This is a genomic window from Streptomyces longisporoflavus (assembly GCF_014649775.1).
Lineage (GTDB): Bacteria > Actinomycetota > Actinomycetes > Streptomycetales > Streptomycetaceae > Streptomyces > Streptomyces longisporoflavus.
The window spans coordinates 35,739-51,498 of record NZ_BMTR01000014.1 but is presented as its reverse complement, the minus strand read 5'-3'; the positions used below and the strand labels follow the sequence as shown (position 1 = coordinate 51,498).

Annotated in this window: 15 protein-coding genes; 9 read left to right on the top strand and 6 right to left on the bottom strand. The window is 69.8% G+C overall.

Annotation, left to right across the window (positions count from 1 at the left end; genetic code table 11):
• Window positions 1-2: 2 nt before the first annotated feature.
• From nadC to IE226_RS26785, 8 genes are all read left to right on the top strand, one after another.
• A complete protein-coding gene (gene nadC, locus IE226_RS26820) occupies window positions 3-1,040 on the top strand; it encodes a carboxylating nicotinate-nucleotide diphosphorylase (protein ID WP_190083962.1) in 1,038 nt (345 codons plus the stop codon).
• 7 nt (window positions 1,041-1,047) lie between these two features.
• On the top strand, window positions 1,048-1,854 hold the full coding sequence (locus IE226_RS26815) for a type III pantothenate kinase (protein ID WP_190083961.1): 807 nt from the start codon (window positions 1,048-1,050) through the stop codon (window positions 1,852-1,854).
• A gap of 139 nt (window positions 1,855-1,993) precedes the next feature.
• Window positions 1,994-2,431, top strand: coding sequence for a hypothetical protein (locus IE226_RS26810; RefSeq protein ID WP_190083960.1), 438 nt, complete (start codon window positions 1,994-1,996; stop codon window positions 2,429-2,431).
• A 145-nt stretch (window positions 2,432-2,576) separates the two neighbouring features.
• A complete protein-coding gene (locus IE226_RS26805; RefSeq protein ID WP_190084140.1) occupies window positions 2,577-3,188 on the top strand; it encodes a hypothetical protein in 612 nt (203 codons plus the stop codon).
• 14 nt (window positions 3,189-3,202) lie between these two features.
• Window positions 3,203-3,373, top strand: coding sequence for a hypothetical protein (locus IE226_RS26800; protein WP_190083959.1), 171 nt, complete (start codon window positions 3,203-3,205; stop codon window positions 3,371-3,373).
• A gap of 158 nt (window positions 3,374-3,531) precedes the next feature.
• Window positions 3,532-3,972, top strand: a complete 441-nt coding sequence (locus IE226_RS26795; protein ID WP_190083958.1) for a BlaI/MecI/CopY family transcriptional regulator — start codon at window positions 3,532-3,534, stop codon at window positions 3,970-3,972.
• Window positions 3,973-3,981: 9 nt separating this feature from the next.
• Window positions 3,982-4,515: an amino-acid N-acetyltransferase gene (locus tag IE226_RS26790; protein WP_190083957.1), complete on the top strand. Its 534-nt coding sequence runs from the start codon at window positions 3,982-3,984 to the stop codon at window positions 4,513-4,515.
• Between the two features lie 223 nt (window positions 4,516-4,738).
• Window positions 4,739-5,077: a histone-like nucleoid-structuring protein Lsr2 gene (locus IE226_RS26785; protein WP_190083956.1), complete on the top strand. Its 339-nt coding sequence runs from the start codon at window positions 4,739-4,741 to the stop codon at window positions 5,075-5,077.
• Here IE226_RS26785 and IE226_RS26780 read toward each other — a convergent pair.
• The gene (locus IE226_RS26780) at window positions 5,056-5,649 is read right to left on the bottom strand and encodes an SCO3374 family protein (protein WP_190083955.1); all 594 of its coding nucleotides are present in this window, start codon (window positions 5,647-5,649) and stop codon (window positions 5,056-5,058) included. The two genes, IE226_RS26785 and IE226_RS26780, sit on opposite strands and share 22 nt — an antisense overlap.
• Window positions 5,650-6,090: 441 nt before the next feature.
• On the opposite strand from IE226_RS26780, the gene IE226_RS26775 reads away from it, so the two are divergent.
• On the top strand, window positions 6,091-8,616 hold the full coding sequence (locus IE226_RS26775; protein ID WP_190083954.1) for an ATP-dependent Clp protease ATP-binding subunit: 2,526 nt from the start codon (window positions 6,091-6,093) through the stop codon (window positions 8,614-8,616).
• A 167-nt stretch (window positions 8,617-8,783) separates the two neighbouring features.
• Here the strand turns inward: IE226_RS26775 and IE226_RS26770 are convergent, their stop codons facing one another.
• From IE226_RS26770 to IE226_RS26750, 5 genes are all read right to left on the bottom strand, one after another.
• On the bottom strand, window positions 8,784-11,354 hold the full coding sequence (locus tag IE226_RS26770; RefSeq protein WP_190083953.1) for an NACHT domain-containing protein: 2,571 nt from the start codon (window positions 11,352-11,354) through the stop codon (window positions 8,784-8,786).
• Between the two features lie 56 nt (window positions 11,355-11,410).
• Complete coding sequence (locus IE226_RS26765) at window positions 11,411-13,966, bottom strand: NACHT domain-containing protein (protein WP_190083952.1); 2,556 nt, start codon at window positions 13,964-13,966, stop codon at window positions 11,411-11,413.
• Between the two features lie 161 nt (window positions 13,967-14,127).
• Window positions 14,128-14,571 (bottom strand): PPOX class F420-dependent oxidoreductase, encoded by a 444-nt coding sequence (locus IE226_RS26760; RefSeq protein ID WP_190083951.1) that lies wholly within the window; start codon window positions 14,569-14,571, stop codon window positions 14,128-14,130.
• A 134-nt stretch (window positions 14,572-14,705) separates the two neighbouring features.
• Window positions 14,706-15,488 (bottom strand): VOC family protein, encoded by a 783-nt coding sequence (locus IE226_RS26755; RefSeq protein WP_190083950.1) that lies wholly within the window; start codon window positions 15,486-15,488, stop codon window positions 14,706-14,708.
• Between the two features lie 79 nt (window positions 15,489-15,567).
• Window positions 15,568-15,753 (bottom strand): DUF397 domain-containing protein, encoded by a 186-nt coding sequence (locus IE226_RS26750; protein ID WP_190083949.1) that lies wholly within the window; start codon window positions 15,751-15,753, stop codon window positions 15,568-15,570.
• Window positions 15,754-15,760 lie beyond the last annotated feature (7 nt).

Sequence of the window (15,760 nt, the reverse complement as noted above, 5' to 3'; positions counted from 1 at the left end):
CCGTGAGCACCCCCGACGACCTCCCTCTCGCCCCCGCGGGCGGTGGCTGCGGCGACGCCTGCGGCTGCGGCTCGGACGACGCGTACGACCCCCTGGAGTGCGGCCTCGACCCCGCTCTCGCGCAGCTCCTGACCGACGCGGGCCTGGACCCCGTGCAGGTCGAGGACATCGCGCACATGGCGATCGAGGAGGACCTGGCCGGCGGGGTGGACGTCACCTCCGTCGCCACGATCCCCGAAGAGGCCGTCGCGACCGGCGACTTCACCGCGCGTGAGGCGGGCACGGTCGCGGGCCTGCGCATCGCCGAAGCCGTCATCTCCCTCGTCTGCACGGACACCTTCGAGGTCGAGCGGCACGTGGAGGACGGCGACCGGGTCGAGGCGGGCGCCAAGCTGCTCAGCGTCACCACCCGCACCCGCGACCTGCTCACCGCCGAGCGCAGCGCGCTCAACCTCCTGTGCCGGCTCTCCGGCGTGGCGACGGCCACGCGCGCGTGGGCCGACGCACTGGAAGGCACCAAGGCCGAGGTCCGCGACACCCGCAAGACCACGGCCGGGCTCCGCGCCCTGGAGAAGTACGCGGTGCGGATGGGCGGCGGCGTCAACCACCGCATGTCGCTCTCCGACGCGGCCCTGGTCAAGGACAACCACGTGGTGGCCGCCGGAGGCGTGGAGCAGGCCTTCAAGGCCGTGCGCGCGGCCTTCCCCGACCTGGCCGTGGAGGTCGAGGTCGACACCCTGCACCAGCTGCGCGAGGTCGTGGACGCGGGCGCCGACCTGATCCTCCTGGACAACTTCACGCCCGGCGAGACCGAGGAGGCCGTGGCCCTCGTGAACGGCCGCGCGATCCTGGAGTCCTCGGGCCGCCTCACCCTGGAGAACGCCCGGGCGTACGCCGAGACGGGCGTCGACTACCTCGCGGTGGGCGCCCTCACCCACTCCTCGCCGATCCTCGACATCGGCCTCGACCTTCGCCCGCCCGTCTCCCGCCACCACCCTTCCAAGGAAGCGCTTCGCGCGCTTTCCGATGGGGCGGAGTGACGACGACATGCTGCTGACCATCGACGTCGGAAACACCCACACCGTCCTCGGCCTCTTCGACGGCGAAGAGATCGTCGAGCACTGGCGCATCTCCACCGACGCCCGCCGCACCGCCGACGAACTCGCCGTGCTCCTGAACGGCCTGATGGGCATGCACCCGCTGCTCGGCGAGGAGCTCGGCGACGGCATCGACGGCATCGCCATCTGCTCGACGGTCCCCTCCGTCCTGCACGAACTGCGCGAGGTCACCCGCCGCTACTACGGAGACGTGCCCGCCGTCCTCGTGGAGCCCGGCATCAAGACCGGTGTCCCGATCCTCATGGACAACCCCAAGGAGGTCGGCGCCGACCGCATCATCAACGCGGTCGCGGCCGTCGAGCTCTACGGCGGCCCCGCCGTCGTCGTCGACTTCGGCACGGCGACGACGTTCGACGCGGTCTCCGCGCGCGGGGAGTACACCGGCGGCGTCATCGCCCCCGGCATCGAGATCTCCGTGGAGGCCCTCGGCGTACGGGGCGCGCAGCTCCGCAAGATCGAACTGGCCCGGCCGCGCAGCGTCATCGGCAAGAACACCGTGGAGGCCATGCAGTCGGGCATCCTGTACGGCTTCGCGGGCCAGGTCGACGGCGTCGTGCAGCGCATGGCCCGCGAACTGGCGGGCCCCGGCGGCGATCCCGACGACGTGACGGTCATCGCGACCGGCGGCCTCGCGCCCATGGTGCTCGGCGAGGCCACGGTCATCGACGAGCACGAGCCGTGGCTGACCCTCATCGGCCTGCGCCTGGTATACGAACGCAACATCGCCCGGAGTTGAGCATTCCGGCCCAATACCCCCGTGGTCGGCGTCTCATAACCGGCGGCTCATAAGCGGGGCTTGCGCACACGACCCCGCGCCCCATACAAGAGTCAGCGCAGGGGCGGGACTTGAGCAGGTTCGAGTGGGCGTGGAGCACATGAGGCGTAGGGGAAGACTGGTCGCGACAGTGGCGGCCGGGGTGCTGGCCGGACTCACCGGACCGGCCGCGGCGGCGATCCCGGCCGCCCACCCCGGAAGCGGCGGCACGGCGCACGCGATGCGGTACGCCGGGGAGGTGCGGGGGGTGCCGTACGCCGGGGACTCGCACGCGGTGTCCCCCGCCGCGCACCCCCGCGCGGGCGGCGCCGCCGGCGGGCCCGACGCGACCGTGACGCCCACCGCCCCCACCGCGCCTGCCACCTCCGCCACTTCCAGCACATCGCCGTCGTCCGGTGCGGACGAGGACCAACCCGCCCGCGACGGCACCATCGCGGACACCGGTGCGGGCGTGCTGCCCTGGATCGCCGCCGCCGCGGCCGGTGCTCTCGGGGTCGGCGCGGTCGTCTTCGCGATGATCCGCCGCCGCTCGGAGTGAAGCGGCGGCGGGGGAGAGCGGCCGGGGCAGCGGCCGGGCCGGCGGCCGGAGCGAGCAGCCACGCCACAGACTTCCGTTAAGCGGATTTTGTCCGTTTAACACGTATTGTCGGCTCATGCCCACGCCATACGGTTCTCGCGGCGGCATGGCCTTCGGTGCGGAGGAGCTGCGTGTGCTCCGCCGCGCTCTGGCCGTCGCCCTGCATCCCAGCCCCGTCTCCGACGAGGACGTCCAGGACTGCCTCCGCCTCGCCGACGCCGTCGACGAGGCGGTGCGCGAGGGCGCCAGGCTCCGCGCCTTCCTGCTGGCCGACCTCGCCCGCTACCGCGCGGCCCTGCCCGGCACCGCGACCGGCTACCTCGCACTCCTGGGCGACGTCCTCGCCGGCGGCTACCAGCCCGGCGCCGACGACCTCGCCGCGCTGCGCGCCCTGCGCGGCAACCCGGTTGCCGAGGCACTCCTCGACCGCTGCCGGATCGTCGCCGAACAGGCGGTACGCGCCCGCCTCGCGGGCCGCTCCCATCCGACCGTCCCGGCGCCCCGCCCCCTCGTCCCCGCCTCGCGCACGCGCCTGCTCGCCATCCCCGGCGGCCGGGACGGGGCGGACGACCGGACGCCGCCCGGACCCAAGACGCCGAGCGCCCCGCCGCAGAAACCGGCCGCGCCCGAACAGCCGCGCCCCGTGCCGACCCCGGCCGAGGTCTTCCCGCCCAAGCGCCGCCCGTCGGACCCGCCGCACCAGCTCGCCGCGGGCTAGCTACTCTGGGGGGCATGGAATACGTCTCCGCGCTCCTGCCCCCCGTAGTGATGGCCGTGTTCTTCGGCGGTCTCATCGTGACGATCGTGAAGACCCAGGGCGGCGCCAACAAGGCCAAGGAGGACGCGGCCGTGGACGCCGTGATCTCCCGTGCCGAAGGCGCCCAGCAGACGCCCAAGGCCTGACCGGTCCGCCCGGACCCCCGGTGACCTGACGTCACCACCCGCACACCCTTGGCGTACGACTCGCTCACATTCCGAGTCGTACGCCCTTTTTGTTGCGGAAATGGCAGCTCCGCCACGTCCGTCATGTCATTAGTGACTTCTCCCACTATTGTTCTGGTGTGCCTCGCCCCTTGGGAGAACTCGAAGACTCAGTCATGACACGGGTGTGGAAGTGGAACCGCCCCGTCACCGTTCGAGAAGTCCTGGAAGACCTTCAGCAGGAACGGTCCATCGCGTACACCACCGTCATGACCGTTTTGGACAATCTTCATCAGAAGGGCTGGGTCCGCCGTGAAGCGGAAGGCCGCGCCTATCGATATGAGGCGGTCTCCACTCGGGCCGCCTACGCCGCCGCACTGATGAACGAAGCATGGTCGCGCAGTGACAACCCTGCCGCCGCTCTCGTCGCGTTCTTCGGGATGATGTCGGCGGAACAGCGCGAAGCGCTCAGTGACGCGATGCGCATCATCGGCCCGGCCGCTCAAGTCCCCCTCTCTGAAGACTCCACCACTCAAGCACCGGAGAACCCCGGCGCGGCGGAGCCCGAAGCAGAGAGATAGCGTCCGGTCATGCCAGCAGAACCCCCTGAACTCAGCGCTAAAGCAGTCTCCGTACGCCGGGCGCGCACCGCCGATGTGCCGGTCGTACGCAACCTCCTCGACTCCTACGCCCGTCAGGGGATCCTGCTCGACAAAGCGACGGTGGCTCTTTACGAGTCCATCCAGGAGTTCTGGGTGGCCGAACGCGACGACAACGCCGAGGTCGTCGGCTGCGGGGCCCTGCACGTGATGTGGGAAGACCTCGCGGAAGTGCGCACTCTCGCGGTGAACCCCGATGTCAGGGGCGCCGGAGTGGGACACCAACTACTGGGGAAGTTGTTGCAGACTGCACGCTGGCTCGGTGTCCGGCGGGTTTTCTGTCTCACCTTCGAAGTCGAGTTCTTCGCGAACCACGGCTTCGTGGAGATCGGTGAGACACCTGTCGACGGAGATGTCTACAGCGAGCTGCTGCGTTCCAAAGACGAGGGCGTCGCGGAGTTCCTGGGCCTCGAACGAGTGAAACCGAACACCTTGGGCAACAGCCGGATGCTTCTGCATCTGTGATCGACGCCGGTATTCCGGTCTGCCCGCTGCCCGGGTTCCCTATGTCCGAAACGCGCACGTTTCCCGGGTTCCCGGGGCGTCCGGTCTCTCCCGGGGGTTTGTGTTTTCCCAGCAAAAGCGGTTTGCTTTCCGACGTACTGCAGTACTGCATATAACAGGGGGCGGCGATTCTGCGGCTCGCGTCGTGCGATCCGGCCCTAAGTTATCGATGAAAGGAAATCCGGTGGCACAGAAGGTTCAGGTCCTTCTTGTCGATGACCTCGACGGTGGCGAGGCAGACGAGACCGTGACGTTTGCGCTGGACGGCAAGTCCTACGAGATCGACCTCACCACGTCGAACGCGGACAAGCTCCGTGGTCTTCTTGAGCCGTACCTCAAGGGCGGTCGTCGCACCGGTGGCCGTGGTTCGGCCGGGCGCGCCAAAGCTCGTGCTTCCGCTTCCGGCGGCGGTCAGGACACCGCGGCGATCCGCGCCTGGGCGAAGGAGAACGGTTTCGAGGTCAACGACCGCGGCCGCGTCCCGGCGTCCATTCGCGAGGCCTACGAGAAGGCCAACGGCTGACGACGGGTTCGTCGCAGCCGGACCCGGTGGCATTGCGTCGCCGCCGTGTCCACGAGTCGTACGAGACCGGAGCCCACGGCGGGATCGCTGTGCGGCGCGGTGCCACCCCCCACGCACGACAGGGACGGCAGTGCCGGCAGCGTCGGCTCCACCTCGCACCCGGGCTCCGGGGGTCGCAGCCATACGGCGGCCCCCTGCGAGCCGGACCACCCCGGAGGCGTGGGCGCGTCGGTCAGTCCGCCCGCCCCGACGGCCGTGAGATCCAGCGGGATGCCGCCCCACTCCAGCCAGTCCAGGAGCCCCGGCAGCTCGTCGGCGCTTCCCGCGGCCACGAAGAGCCGCATCGAATCGCCCCGCAGAGCCACCGGAGCCTTCGGCCCGACGTGCCGCAGGGCGGCGAAACCGGCTTCGGCGGGCAGCTGCAGTACATCGAAGCGGAGCCCCGTCAGGAGCTGCACCGGCAGTCCCGGACGGCGTTCGGCGGTCGCCCAGCCGAGTTCGTTCGCGTACCACTGCCGCACCGGGTCGCTCTGCTCGGCCGGTGCGCGGGGCGGGGGAACGGTGATGGCCATGCCAGGAGCAACCGGCCGGAAGCCCGCAGGGTTACGCAGGGTGTTTCCGGGAATGCGCACCGTGGCCGAAAAAGGGGCGTGATGGCGTGTTCGGCGGCGCAAGGCTGTTCGCCCGTAGCGGAGGGAACCGGCGCGCGCCGCATGGAGTGTCAGTCCTTACGGGTAAGACATCCCTAGTGGGGAGGGGCGACACACGCGCGAGGCCGTCTCACGTTCGCCATCGGCGTAGCTGTGGTGAGGGTAAGTGCTTGGCCTGCGGGAACATCGTCTCGCACCATCGGGTTGGAGCAGTTGTCGGCGTTCGGGGTCAGGAGGCACCTCTTGTTCTCGGCCGGGTGTCGGCAGTTGGAATGAGCGGTCCCCGCTTGCGGGACTAAGCTGCGGAAGGACAGGGAGGGGACAGCCCCCTTACTGCCTGACCGCTCTGAGGAGCGATTAACGATGTTCGAGAGGTTCACCGACCGCGCGCGGCGGGTTGTCGTCCTGGCTCAGGAAGAAGCCCGGATGCTCAACCACAACTACATCGGCACCGAGCACATCCTCCTGGGCTTGATCCACGAGGGCGAGGGTGTCGCCGCTAAGGCCCTGGAGAGCCTCGGGATTTCGCTCGAGGCGGTCCGCCAGCAGGTGGAGGAGATCATCGGCCAGGGCCAGCAGGCCCCGTCCGGGCACATCCCCTTCACCCCCCGTGCCAAGAAGGTCCTGGAGCTTTCGCTCCGCGAGGCCCTTCAGCTGGGCCACAACTACATCGGCACGGAGCACATCCTGCTCGGCCTGATCCGCGAGGGCGAGGGCGTCGCCGCCCAGGTCCTCGTGAAGCTGGGCGCCGATCTCAACCGGGTGCGGCAGCAGGTCATCCAGCTGCTCTCCGGATACCAGGGCAAGGAGACCGCCACCGCCGGCGGTCCTGCGGAGGGCACGCCTTCCACGTCCCTGGTGCTCGACCAGTTCGGCCGGAACCTCACCCAGGCCGCTCGTGAGTCCAAGCTCGACCCGGTCATCGGGCGCGAGAAGGAGATCGAGCGGGTCATGCAGGTGCTGTCCCGCCGTACGAAGAACAACCCCGTGCTCATCGGCGAGCCCGGCGTCGGCAAGACCGCCGTCGTCGAGGGCCTGGCGCAGGCCATCGTCAAGGGCGAGGTGCCCGAGACCCTCAAGGACAAGCACCTCTACACCCTGGACCTGGGCGCGCTCGTCGCCGGTTCGCGCTACCGCGGTGACTTCGAGGAGCGCCTGAAGAAGGTCCTCAAGGAGATCCGCACCCGCGGCGACATCATCCTGTTCATCGACGAGCTCCACACCCTGGTGGGTGCCGGAGCCGCCGAGGGTGCGATCGATGCCGCCTCGATCCTCAAGCCGATGCTGGCGCGAGGCGAGCTGCAGACCATCGGTGCCACGACGCTGGACGAGTACCGCAAGCACCTGGAGAAGGACGCGGCCCTCGAGCGCCGCTTCCAGCCCATCCAGGTCGCGGAGCCGTCCCTGCCGCACACCATCGAGATCCTCAAGGGTCTGCGCGACCGTTACGAGGCCCACCACCGGGTCTCCATCACGGACGAGGCGCTGGTCCAGGCCGCCACCCTGGCCGACCGGTACATCTCGGACCGCTTCCTGCCGGACAAGGCGATCGACCTCATCGACGAGGCCGGCTCGCGCATGCGCATCCGCCGGATGACCGCGCCGCCGGACCTCCGCGAGTTCGACGAGAAGATCGCGAACGTCCGCCGGGACAAGGAGTCCGCGATCGACTCGCAGGACTTCGAGAAGGCCGCCTCTCTCCGCGACAAGGAGAAGCAGCTGCTCGCGGCGAAGGCCAAGCGCGAGAAGGAATGGAAGGCCGGCGACATGGACGTCGTCGCCGAGGTCGACGGCGAGCTCATCGCCGAGGTCCTCGCCACGGCGACGGGCATTCCGGTCTTCAAGCTGACCGAGGAGGAGTCCTCGCGTCTGCTGCGCATGGAGGACGAGCTCCACAAGCGGGTCATCGGCCAGAAGGACGCCATCAAGGCGCTTTCGCAGGCGATTCGCCGTACGCGTGCGGGTCTGAAGGACCCGAAGCGTCCCGGTGGTTCGTTCATCTTCGCCGGCCCGTCCGGTGTCGGTAAGACGGAGCTTTCCAAGACGCTCGCCGAATTCCTCTTCGGCGACGAGGACGCCCTGATCTCTCTCGACATGTCGGAGTTCAGCGAGAAGCACACGGTCTCGCGTCTCTTCGGTTCGCCGCCCGGATATGTCGGTTACGAAGAGGGCGGTCAGCTGACGGAGAAGGTCCGCCGCAAGCCGTTCTCGGTCGTTCTCTTCGACGAGGTCGAGAAGGCCCACCCGGATATCTTCAACTCGCTGTTGCAGATCCTGGAGGACGGTCGTCTGACCGACTCCCAGGGCCGGGTCGTGGACTTCAAGAACACGGTCATCATCATGACGACCAACCTCGGCACGCGTGACATCTCCAAGGGCTTCAACCTCGGATTCGCCGCGTCGGGTGACGTCAAGACGAACTACGAGCGCATGAAGACCAAGGTCAACGACGAGCTGAAGCAGCACTTCCGCCCGGAGTTCCTGAACCGTGTCGACGACACGGTGGTCTTCCACCAGCTCACCGAGGAAGACATCATCGAGATCGTCGACCTCATGATCGCCAAGGTGGACGAGCGTCTTAAGGACCGCGACATGGGCATCGAGCTCAGCGGTGACGCGAAGAAGCTCCTGGCCAAGAAGGGTTACGACCCGGTGATGGGCGCCCGGCCGCTGCGCCGGACGATCCAGCGCGAGGTCGAGGACATCCTGTCGGAGAAGATCCTCTTCGGCGAGCTCCGCCCCGGCCACATCGTGGTCGTCGGCACGGAGGGTGAGGGCGACGAAGCCAAGTTCACCTTCCGCGGCGAGGAGAAGGCGGCGCTTCCGGATGTTCCGCCGATCGAGCAGGCGGCCGGCGGCGCCGGGCCTAACCTGAGCAAGGAGGCGTAGGCCTGCGGCCTGCCTGACGGGCTCCTAGGGGCTGCCCCGGATCGTTTCTTACGGTCCGGGGCAGCCCCCTTTTGCTTTGCGTTTTGGCTGCGGGTGCCCTGTGGCTGGTCGCGCAGTTCCCCGCGCCCCTTGCGGGGCGCTTCTCCGCGCGCCCCCCTTACGGGGCGCTACGACGTGATCGTGACTCCCTCCGGGACGTTTCGTACGCGGGGGAGGCGGGGGTTTACTCGCAGCACGCTCAGGTTCGGGAAGCGGGAGAGCCAGGACATGTCCGTGTCGGCCAGCTCGGCGGTGACCCACAGGTGGGTCAGCTGTTCGAGCTCCAGGCCGTCCAGGAGCTCCTCGGTGGGCATGACGCCGACGAGCTGGATCCACGGCCGCCCGCCGAGCTGCCGCAGCGCCGCGAGCTCGGCGGTGTCCGCCACGGGGTAGTACAGGCCGATCGGGTCGAGATGGGCGATGATCTCGCGCGCGTACCGCTCCGTGTCGAAGTGCCGCCACGGACGGGCCAGTTCCATCCGGATGGACAGCGACTTGCGGTCGCGCATGCGGGCGAGGTAGTCGATGGCGGCGTCGTCCTGGACGCGGGTCGCCGTGATCGCCAGGAGGAGCGCCTGCTGGTCGTCGGGCACTTGCTCGGGGTCCGGCAGCTGTTCCAGGACGATGGGGCCGACCCAGCCGAGGCTGCGGGCGGCCAGCTCCGTCGTGGGGCGCACGAGGTTCTTCGTACGCCGATGGACGAGCTGCTGCACCTCCGGGTCGAGCTCGGTGACGTGCTCCAGGCAGGCCGCGGCCATCAGGCGCCGGTGGTTCACGTGCGGGCGGCGGAGGTTCGGGGCGGCGGCGAGCAGCCGCTCCAGGAAGTCGGCGCACTCCTCGGGGCGTGCGTGGGCGGCGGCCATGCGGATGACCTCCTCCCACTCGGCACGGTGCGCGTGCTCGACGAGCGTGCGCAGCTTTCCGCGGGCCACTATCTCCTTGGCGGCCAGATAGTCCTGGAACGTGCGGTGGATGAAGTCCACCGAGAGGCCGCCGGACTGCTGGCGCAGCAGACCCGTGCGCTGCAGCAGATGATGGAAGATCTTCTCGCCGTCGCCCTCGGCGCGAGCGGAGGGAATGGCGGGCAGCGCGCCGTCCAGGATGGAGATCACACGCTGCCGCGGCAGCTCGGAGACGCCCTCCTCGACCATCGCGTGGGCCAGCTTGCGAAGGAGCAGCTCCCGCGGGCCCTGCTGGAGCCGCACGTCATCGGCGTACAGCACGTCGCGCTCGGGGTCGCGGCGCTGGAGGAGCATCTCCAGGGCCGCGTCGTACAGCTCCTTGCGGCCTTTGGGGAGCGAGCCGGAGCGGTCACGGTTGAGTGCGCATATCAGGCCGCACATCAGGGGGTTGGTGGCGAGCTGGCGCAGCTCGCGGTAGATCCGCACGGAGTGCAGGAGGCGCTGCTCGTACTCCTTCAGCTTGTCGCGTTCCGCCTGCTCCTTGCACTGCTCGTCGCTCATCGCCGCCGCGTGCCAGTCGTGGATGAAGCGCGTGACCTGGTCGCGTGACATCGGCCTGAGGGAAAGCTCCTTGAAGCCCTCCTCGGCGAGGCGTTCCTGGGCGAGCCAGCCGTCCTCGACGGCGGAGGGGCGCGAGGTGACCAGACAGCCGTTGCCGGAGAAGATGCGCAGGAGGCGGCGCAGCTGCTTGCGCAGTTCGGCGCGGGTCCCCTCCGGGGCCTCGTCGATGCCGTCGACCAGGAGCATGGCCCGGCCCGCGAGGAGCGTGCGGACGACCCAGCCCTCCGGCGCCTGGTCGGCCAGCGGGTGGCGGATGGCGTGCAGGAAGTCGTCCGGGGCGGGGAAGCCCTCGCGGGCGAAGCGGCGTACGGGCAGGACGAAGGGCACGCGGGTGCCCTCGCGCGCCGCGGCCACGGCGAGCCACTGGATGAGGGTCGTCTTGCCCGAGCCCGCGACACCGCGAAGGAGTACCCGCTCGGGGCCCTCCAGGACCCGGTCGGCGAGCAGCACGGTACGCGGCTCGCCCGGTACGCCGCTGCCGCTGCTCTCCTCGGCCTCCAGGCTGAGGTAGGTGTCCGACAGGGGCCAGCGGTCCGGTGCGTTGGCGAGGTCCACGCCGACGATGGTGAGCCAGCCGTGCTGACGTTCGACCTCTTCGGCGTACAGGGACTCGAAGTCCTGGTCCTCCTTGGAGCGTTCGGGCTGACGGGCGGCGGCCTCGGCGTCGTTCAGGTCGATGAGCTGGCGGATACGGCTCGCCCTCTCGGCCATGTGGCGCTGGATGTGCGGCGAGCGCCGGACGAAGTGGTACAGGAGGTGCAGGCACACCGCCACGAGCAGTTCGTCGTGGAACCACGCCGCGTTGGGGGACAGGGCACGGTCCGCGCCCTGTACGGCGCCCCGCAGGCGCCGTGCGTAGTCCTGCGGCCCCAGGAGTACGGCGTCCACGTCCGTCAGGTCCAGTTCCCCGATGGCGAGCAGCGTGCGCGTCAGCACGTCGACCACGGCGCCCAGTTCGGTCGTCGGGGCGGCGTGTGCCTCTGCCGCGACGTGCACGAAATCCGCCGCCGTGCGATGCACGTCGTCGGGCGTCGACGGGGCGTCCGCGCCGCGCCAGGTGGTGAGCCCCGCGATCAGCAGCTCGGGCTTCGCGGGCGGCAGCGGGGGAGGCAGCCGGATGAGCCGTTGTACCAGCGGTGCGGCGATGGGCGAGGGGATGCGGACAACGGGCTCCATGGGCATAGAGGGTCCCTGCGGGTGGGAATTCGCGTGTCATGGGGAGTCAAGGTCAGTCAACTCCGCCACGGTGGAGGGGTGATGAGTTCTATCCGGTCCGGCGCCTGCTGGGCCACGGCCTCGCTCACCTCGGAGGCCACATGGACCCGTTTGAGGTTCGGGAAGACCGACAGCCAGGCCAGTCCTTCGACGGGGTGGGACGCCTCCAGACCGAGCCGGGTGAGCTGGTCGCGCACGATCAGTTCGGTCAGGTCCTCGACGCGGTAGGCGCCGACGACCTGGATGTCCGCCCAGCCGCCGATGGACCGCAGGGCGTGCAGGTCATCGGTGTCGCGGACGGTGACCCTGGCCTGGCGCGGCAGGTGCGCGAGTATCTCGCGGGCGTAGAGCTCCCGGTCGAAGCGCGGCCAGGCCGCGGCGAGGGTCCGCTGGACGTCCATGCTGGGGTGCTCGCGGAACTGGGTGAGGAAGTGCAGCGCGGTTTCGCTGCCCAGCTCGCTGGCCGTGCGCACCACATGGCGTGCCGCGAAGTCGTCGAGGTCCGCGGCGGGCGGAAGGAGCGAGAGCACCAGCTCGCCGCCGGCCCTGGCCAGCTCCTCGGCCTCCGCGCCGGAGCCCGGCGGCACGAGCAGCCGCACCCCGACCTCCACGAACGAACGGATCGCGGGCGCCACCTCCGCCGCGTACGGCATCCCGGCGGCGGCGAGGAGCTTGCCGCGCGGGGTGCCCTGCTCCACGAGCCGCCGCAGCATCCGCTCGGCCTCCTTGGGCCGGGCGTGGGCGATGGCGAGGAGGACGACGTCCTCCCACTGGTCCTTGTCCGCGTTGTTCAGGAGGAGGTCGAAGTCCAGTTCCTGTACGGCGAGACGCGAGCCGAGATAGTCCTGGAACGTGCGGTGCAGGAAGTCCACGTGACCGTCCGCCGGCTCGCGCAACAGCCCTGAGCGCAGCAGCAGCGAGGTGTATACCTCCTCCGCGCTGCTGCTGAGATTCAGCGAGGGGAGCGCCTGCGTGATGATGTGCAGCGCGTCCGAGCGGTCCATCTCCGAGCGCCCGTTGCGGATGAGCCACCACGCGAGCCGTTGCAGCAGCTGGATCTGGGTGGCGTACGGGATACGCACGCCGCCGGGATCATCGAGGCCCCGCTCCCGGTCCCGCCGTTCGAGCAGCATGGAGAGAGCGGCCTCGTACAGAGACTTGCGGTCCTGGGGAAGGAAGCCGTTCCTGTCCCGGTGGAGGGCGCAGAGCATGCCGCACATCAGGGGGTTGGTGGCGAGGCGGTTCAGCTCGGTCGTGGTCCGTACGGACTGAAGCAGGGAGACGCCGGTGCTCTCGTCGGCCCCGGCGGCGCGATGCCAGCGGCGTACGAACGTGGCGACGTCGTGCCGCGACATCGGCGAGAGGGTGAGTTCGTTGAAGCCGGCGGCGGTCAGCCACTGCTCGGGGACCGCCGACGGCCGCGAGGTGACGAGCCACAGATTCCCCGGGAAGGTCCGCGCCAGCTCGCGCAGCCATCGCCGGGCGGATTCCCGCCGGTCTCCGGCGATCTCGTCTATGCCGTCGACGAGGAGTACGCCGCGCCGGGCGCGCAGGACGCGTTCGACCCAGCCCGCGGGCTGCTCGCCCGCGATCGGGCAGGCGACGGCCGTCAGGAAGTTCCCCGGAATGGGCAGCTCCGCCCCCGGCCGCAGAATCCGCCGCATCGGCAGGACGAAGGGCACGCGCCCGATGAGGTGCGAGAGCCCGTGCTCGTACGTCCGGCTCGCCGCCGTCACCGCGAGCCACTGGACCAGGGTGGTCTTCCCGGACCCGGCGACGCCCCGGAGCAGAACCTGGTCGTGCTGGGCGAGAACCTGCTCGGCGGGGACGGGAAGCCCGCTGCCTCCGTGCCCGGCACGCTCGCGGGTCGCCTCCAGGCTGAGGTAGGCGGTGTCGAGCGGCCACTCACCCGTACCGGCGTCCAGCCCGTAGATCGTAAGAGTCCCGTGGCGCTCCGCGATGTGGGCGGCGTAGCGGGATTCGAAGGCGGCGTCTTCGGACGACTGCGAGGGCAGGCGCTGCAGAAGGATGTCGATGGTCTGTACGACGCGGGCCAACTGCTGCGTCTGCACGAGCTGTTGACGCGCGATGAAGGTCGAGCGCCGGGAGAAGAAGTTGAGGATGTGGAGGCAGGCGGTGTGCAGGAGCTGGTCGTAGAAGAGCTCGGCGTCGCGGGTGAGACCGAACGCGGACAGGGGCGTACGGGCGCGGAGCTGCCCCGCGAACGCCTCGGGGCCAAGCGCGACGGCGTCGCAGTCCTCGATCGTGAGGGTGCCGAGGATGCCGAGCGTATGGGAGAGGGCGTTCCTGACGGCGAGGGCCTCACCCGGCTCGATGGGCTGCTCGATCGGCCCGGCGGCCTTGAGCGCCCTGCGCACCAGCTCGTCGGCGACCTTCTCGACGTCCTTCGGCGTGACACCGCGCTTCTCGCCGCTGAACGAGACGAGCGAGGCGATGCGTACGGGCTTGTCCACCAGAGCCGCGCCGGGCTGATCCGCGACGAAGAGCTTCTTGACGAGCGGCAGGACGACGCCGGACGCGATGCGGGCGCCTAGCGTGGTGGCTTCGACCATGGGTCGAGGGTAGGTGAAGGGGCGCTAGATCGGCGGTAGTTGAGGGCGAACTGGTACCCCCGTAGGGGTATTGATGCGGGGTTCGGCCCGGGCGGTGGGGTGAGGGTGGGACCGTGGGGCGAGGACCGGGCGGCGGGGCGAGGGGTGGGCACGCCTGGTCGTCAGTCGAGCCTGGTGCCGTACACCTTGTCGACCGTCAGTGTGATCAGCACCCTGTGGTCGGAGACCATGACCCGGCGGTACTCGTCCCAGTCCGGGTGCTCCCCGGCGGCGGCACGGTAGTAGTCGACCAGGGCCTGCACCTCGGGTCCGTCCGGGTCGCTGCCGGGTCCGACGAGCGTGACGGCCCCCTCGGCGGTGGCCCAGGCCCGCCCGTCGGCACTGGTCACCTCAAGGGCGGCACGGGGGTCGCGACGCAGGTTCACGAACTTGGCGGTCTTTGCGGTGGTCGATACGCGGATGAGGCCCGCGGGCCGGTCGTAGGAGGGCATCACGGGCGAAAGCTGCGGCATCCCGCCGGCCTTGATGGTCGCCAGCACGCCGAGGTCGCTCTGCTCTAGGAGGGCGTGGGGGTCGAAGGGGGCGGGGGTGTTGTCTGTCGTCATGGTGAGGGAACCTGAGGGTCGGTGCGGGGTATTCCGTGGCGGCCCCGGTTGCCGTGTCGTTCACAGGCGGCCGCCACGACGTGCCGACGGGGCGATTGTGCAACGGCTTGTTGCACTATTCGATGCGGGCCGGCTCAGAGCCTCGTGATGACGGAGAACTCGTTGCCGGCGGGGTCGGTGATCGTGGCGATGCGGCCGTACGGGATGTCCTCCGGGGTGGTGGGCGTGCCGCCGGAGGCGGTGGCTTGCGCCGCTACCGCGTCGGTGTCGGCCACTTCGAAGGTGGTGGCCCATGAGGATGGGGTGAGGGCGGACGCGGGGTCTCCCGGCACTCCGAAGATGCCGCCGATCTCGTGGCCGTCCGGGCGGCGCAGGAAGGTGAAGTCCGCGTCCGGCATGACGTCGTTGAGGTCCAGGGTGTAGTCGAACACCGTGCTGTAGAAGGCGCGGGCCTGCTCGGGGGCCGGGGTCATGAGGTCGTTGCGCACCAGCGAGCCCGGCTCGTTCACCAGGCGGCATCCGATGTGCGGGCGGGCTTCCCAGAGGCCGAAACGGGCGCCCACGGAGTCCTCCGCGATGAGCTGGCGGGCGCCTTGAGCGGTGATGTCCGCCGGGCCTTCGAGCAGGGTTCCGCCCGCCTCGGCGATGCGTTTTGCGGTGCCGTCGCAGTCCGGGGTGGCGAAGTACATGGTCCAGCCGGGGCCTTTTTCGGTGGCCGGGGCCTGCGTGATCGACGCTACGGGCTCGCCGCGCAGGAGGCAGGTTGCGCTGCGTCCGCCTTGCGCGGGCCGGGGTTCTTCGGCGTACTCCCAGCCGAAGAGGGCGCCGTAGAACTCCAGGGCCCGCTCGAACTCGGTCACGCGGAGGTCGATCCAGGTGGGGGTGCCGTGGGGTTGGGGGGTGGTGACTTGGCTCATCGTCGGCTGCTCCTTGGGTTCTCCGTTGTTGCGGGGGAGGAGCGGCCGACGTTAGGGGGCCAATAGGTCGGGGGGTGGCCTACTTTCGCGCGAGGGAGCGTATCAGCGCGGCGAAGGCAGCGGGTGTCGTGGCGAGGCTCGCCTCCGGGGCGTCGCTCTCGCGGAGGTGGATGGTGCCAGCGTTTCGAGCTGCGGCGACGTAGACGCAGTTGGCCCCCGCGCCGTCGCTGAAGGAGGACTTCTGCCAGGTGAGCGGCGGATTCATGGTCTCT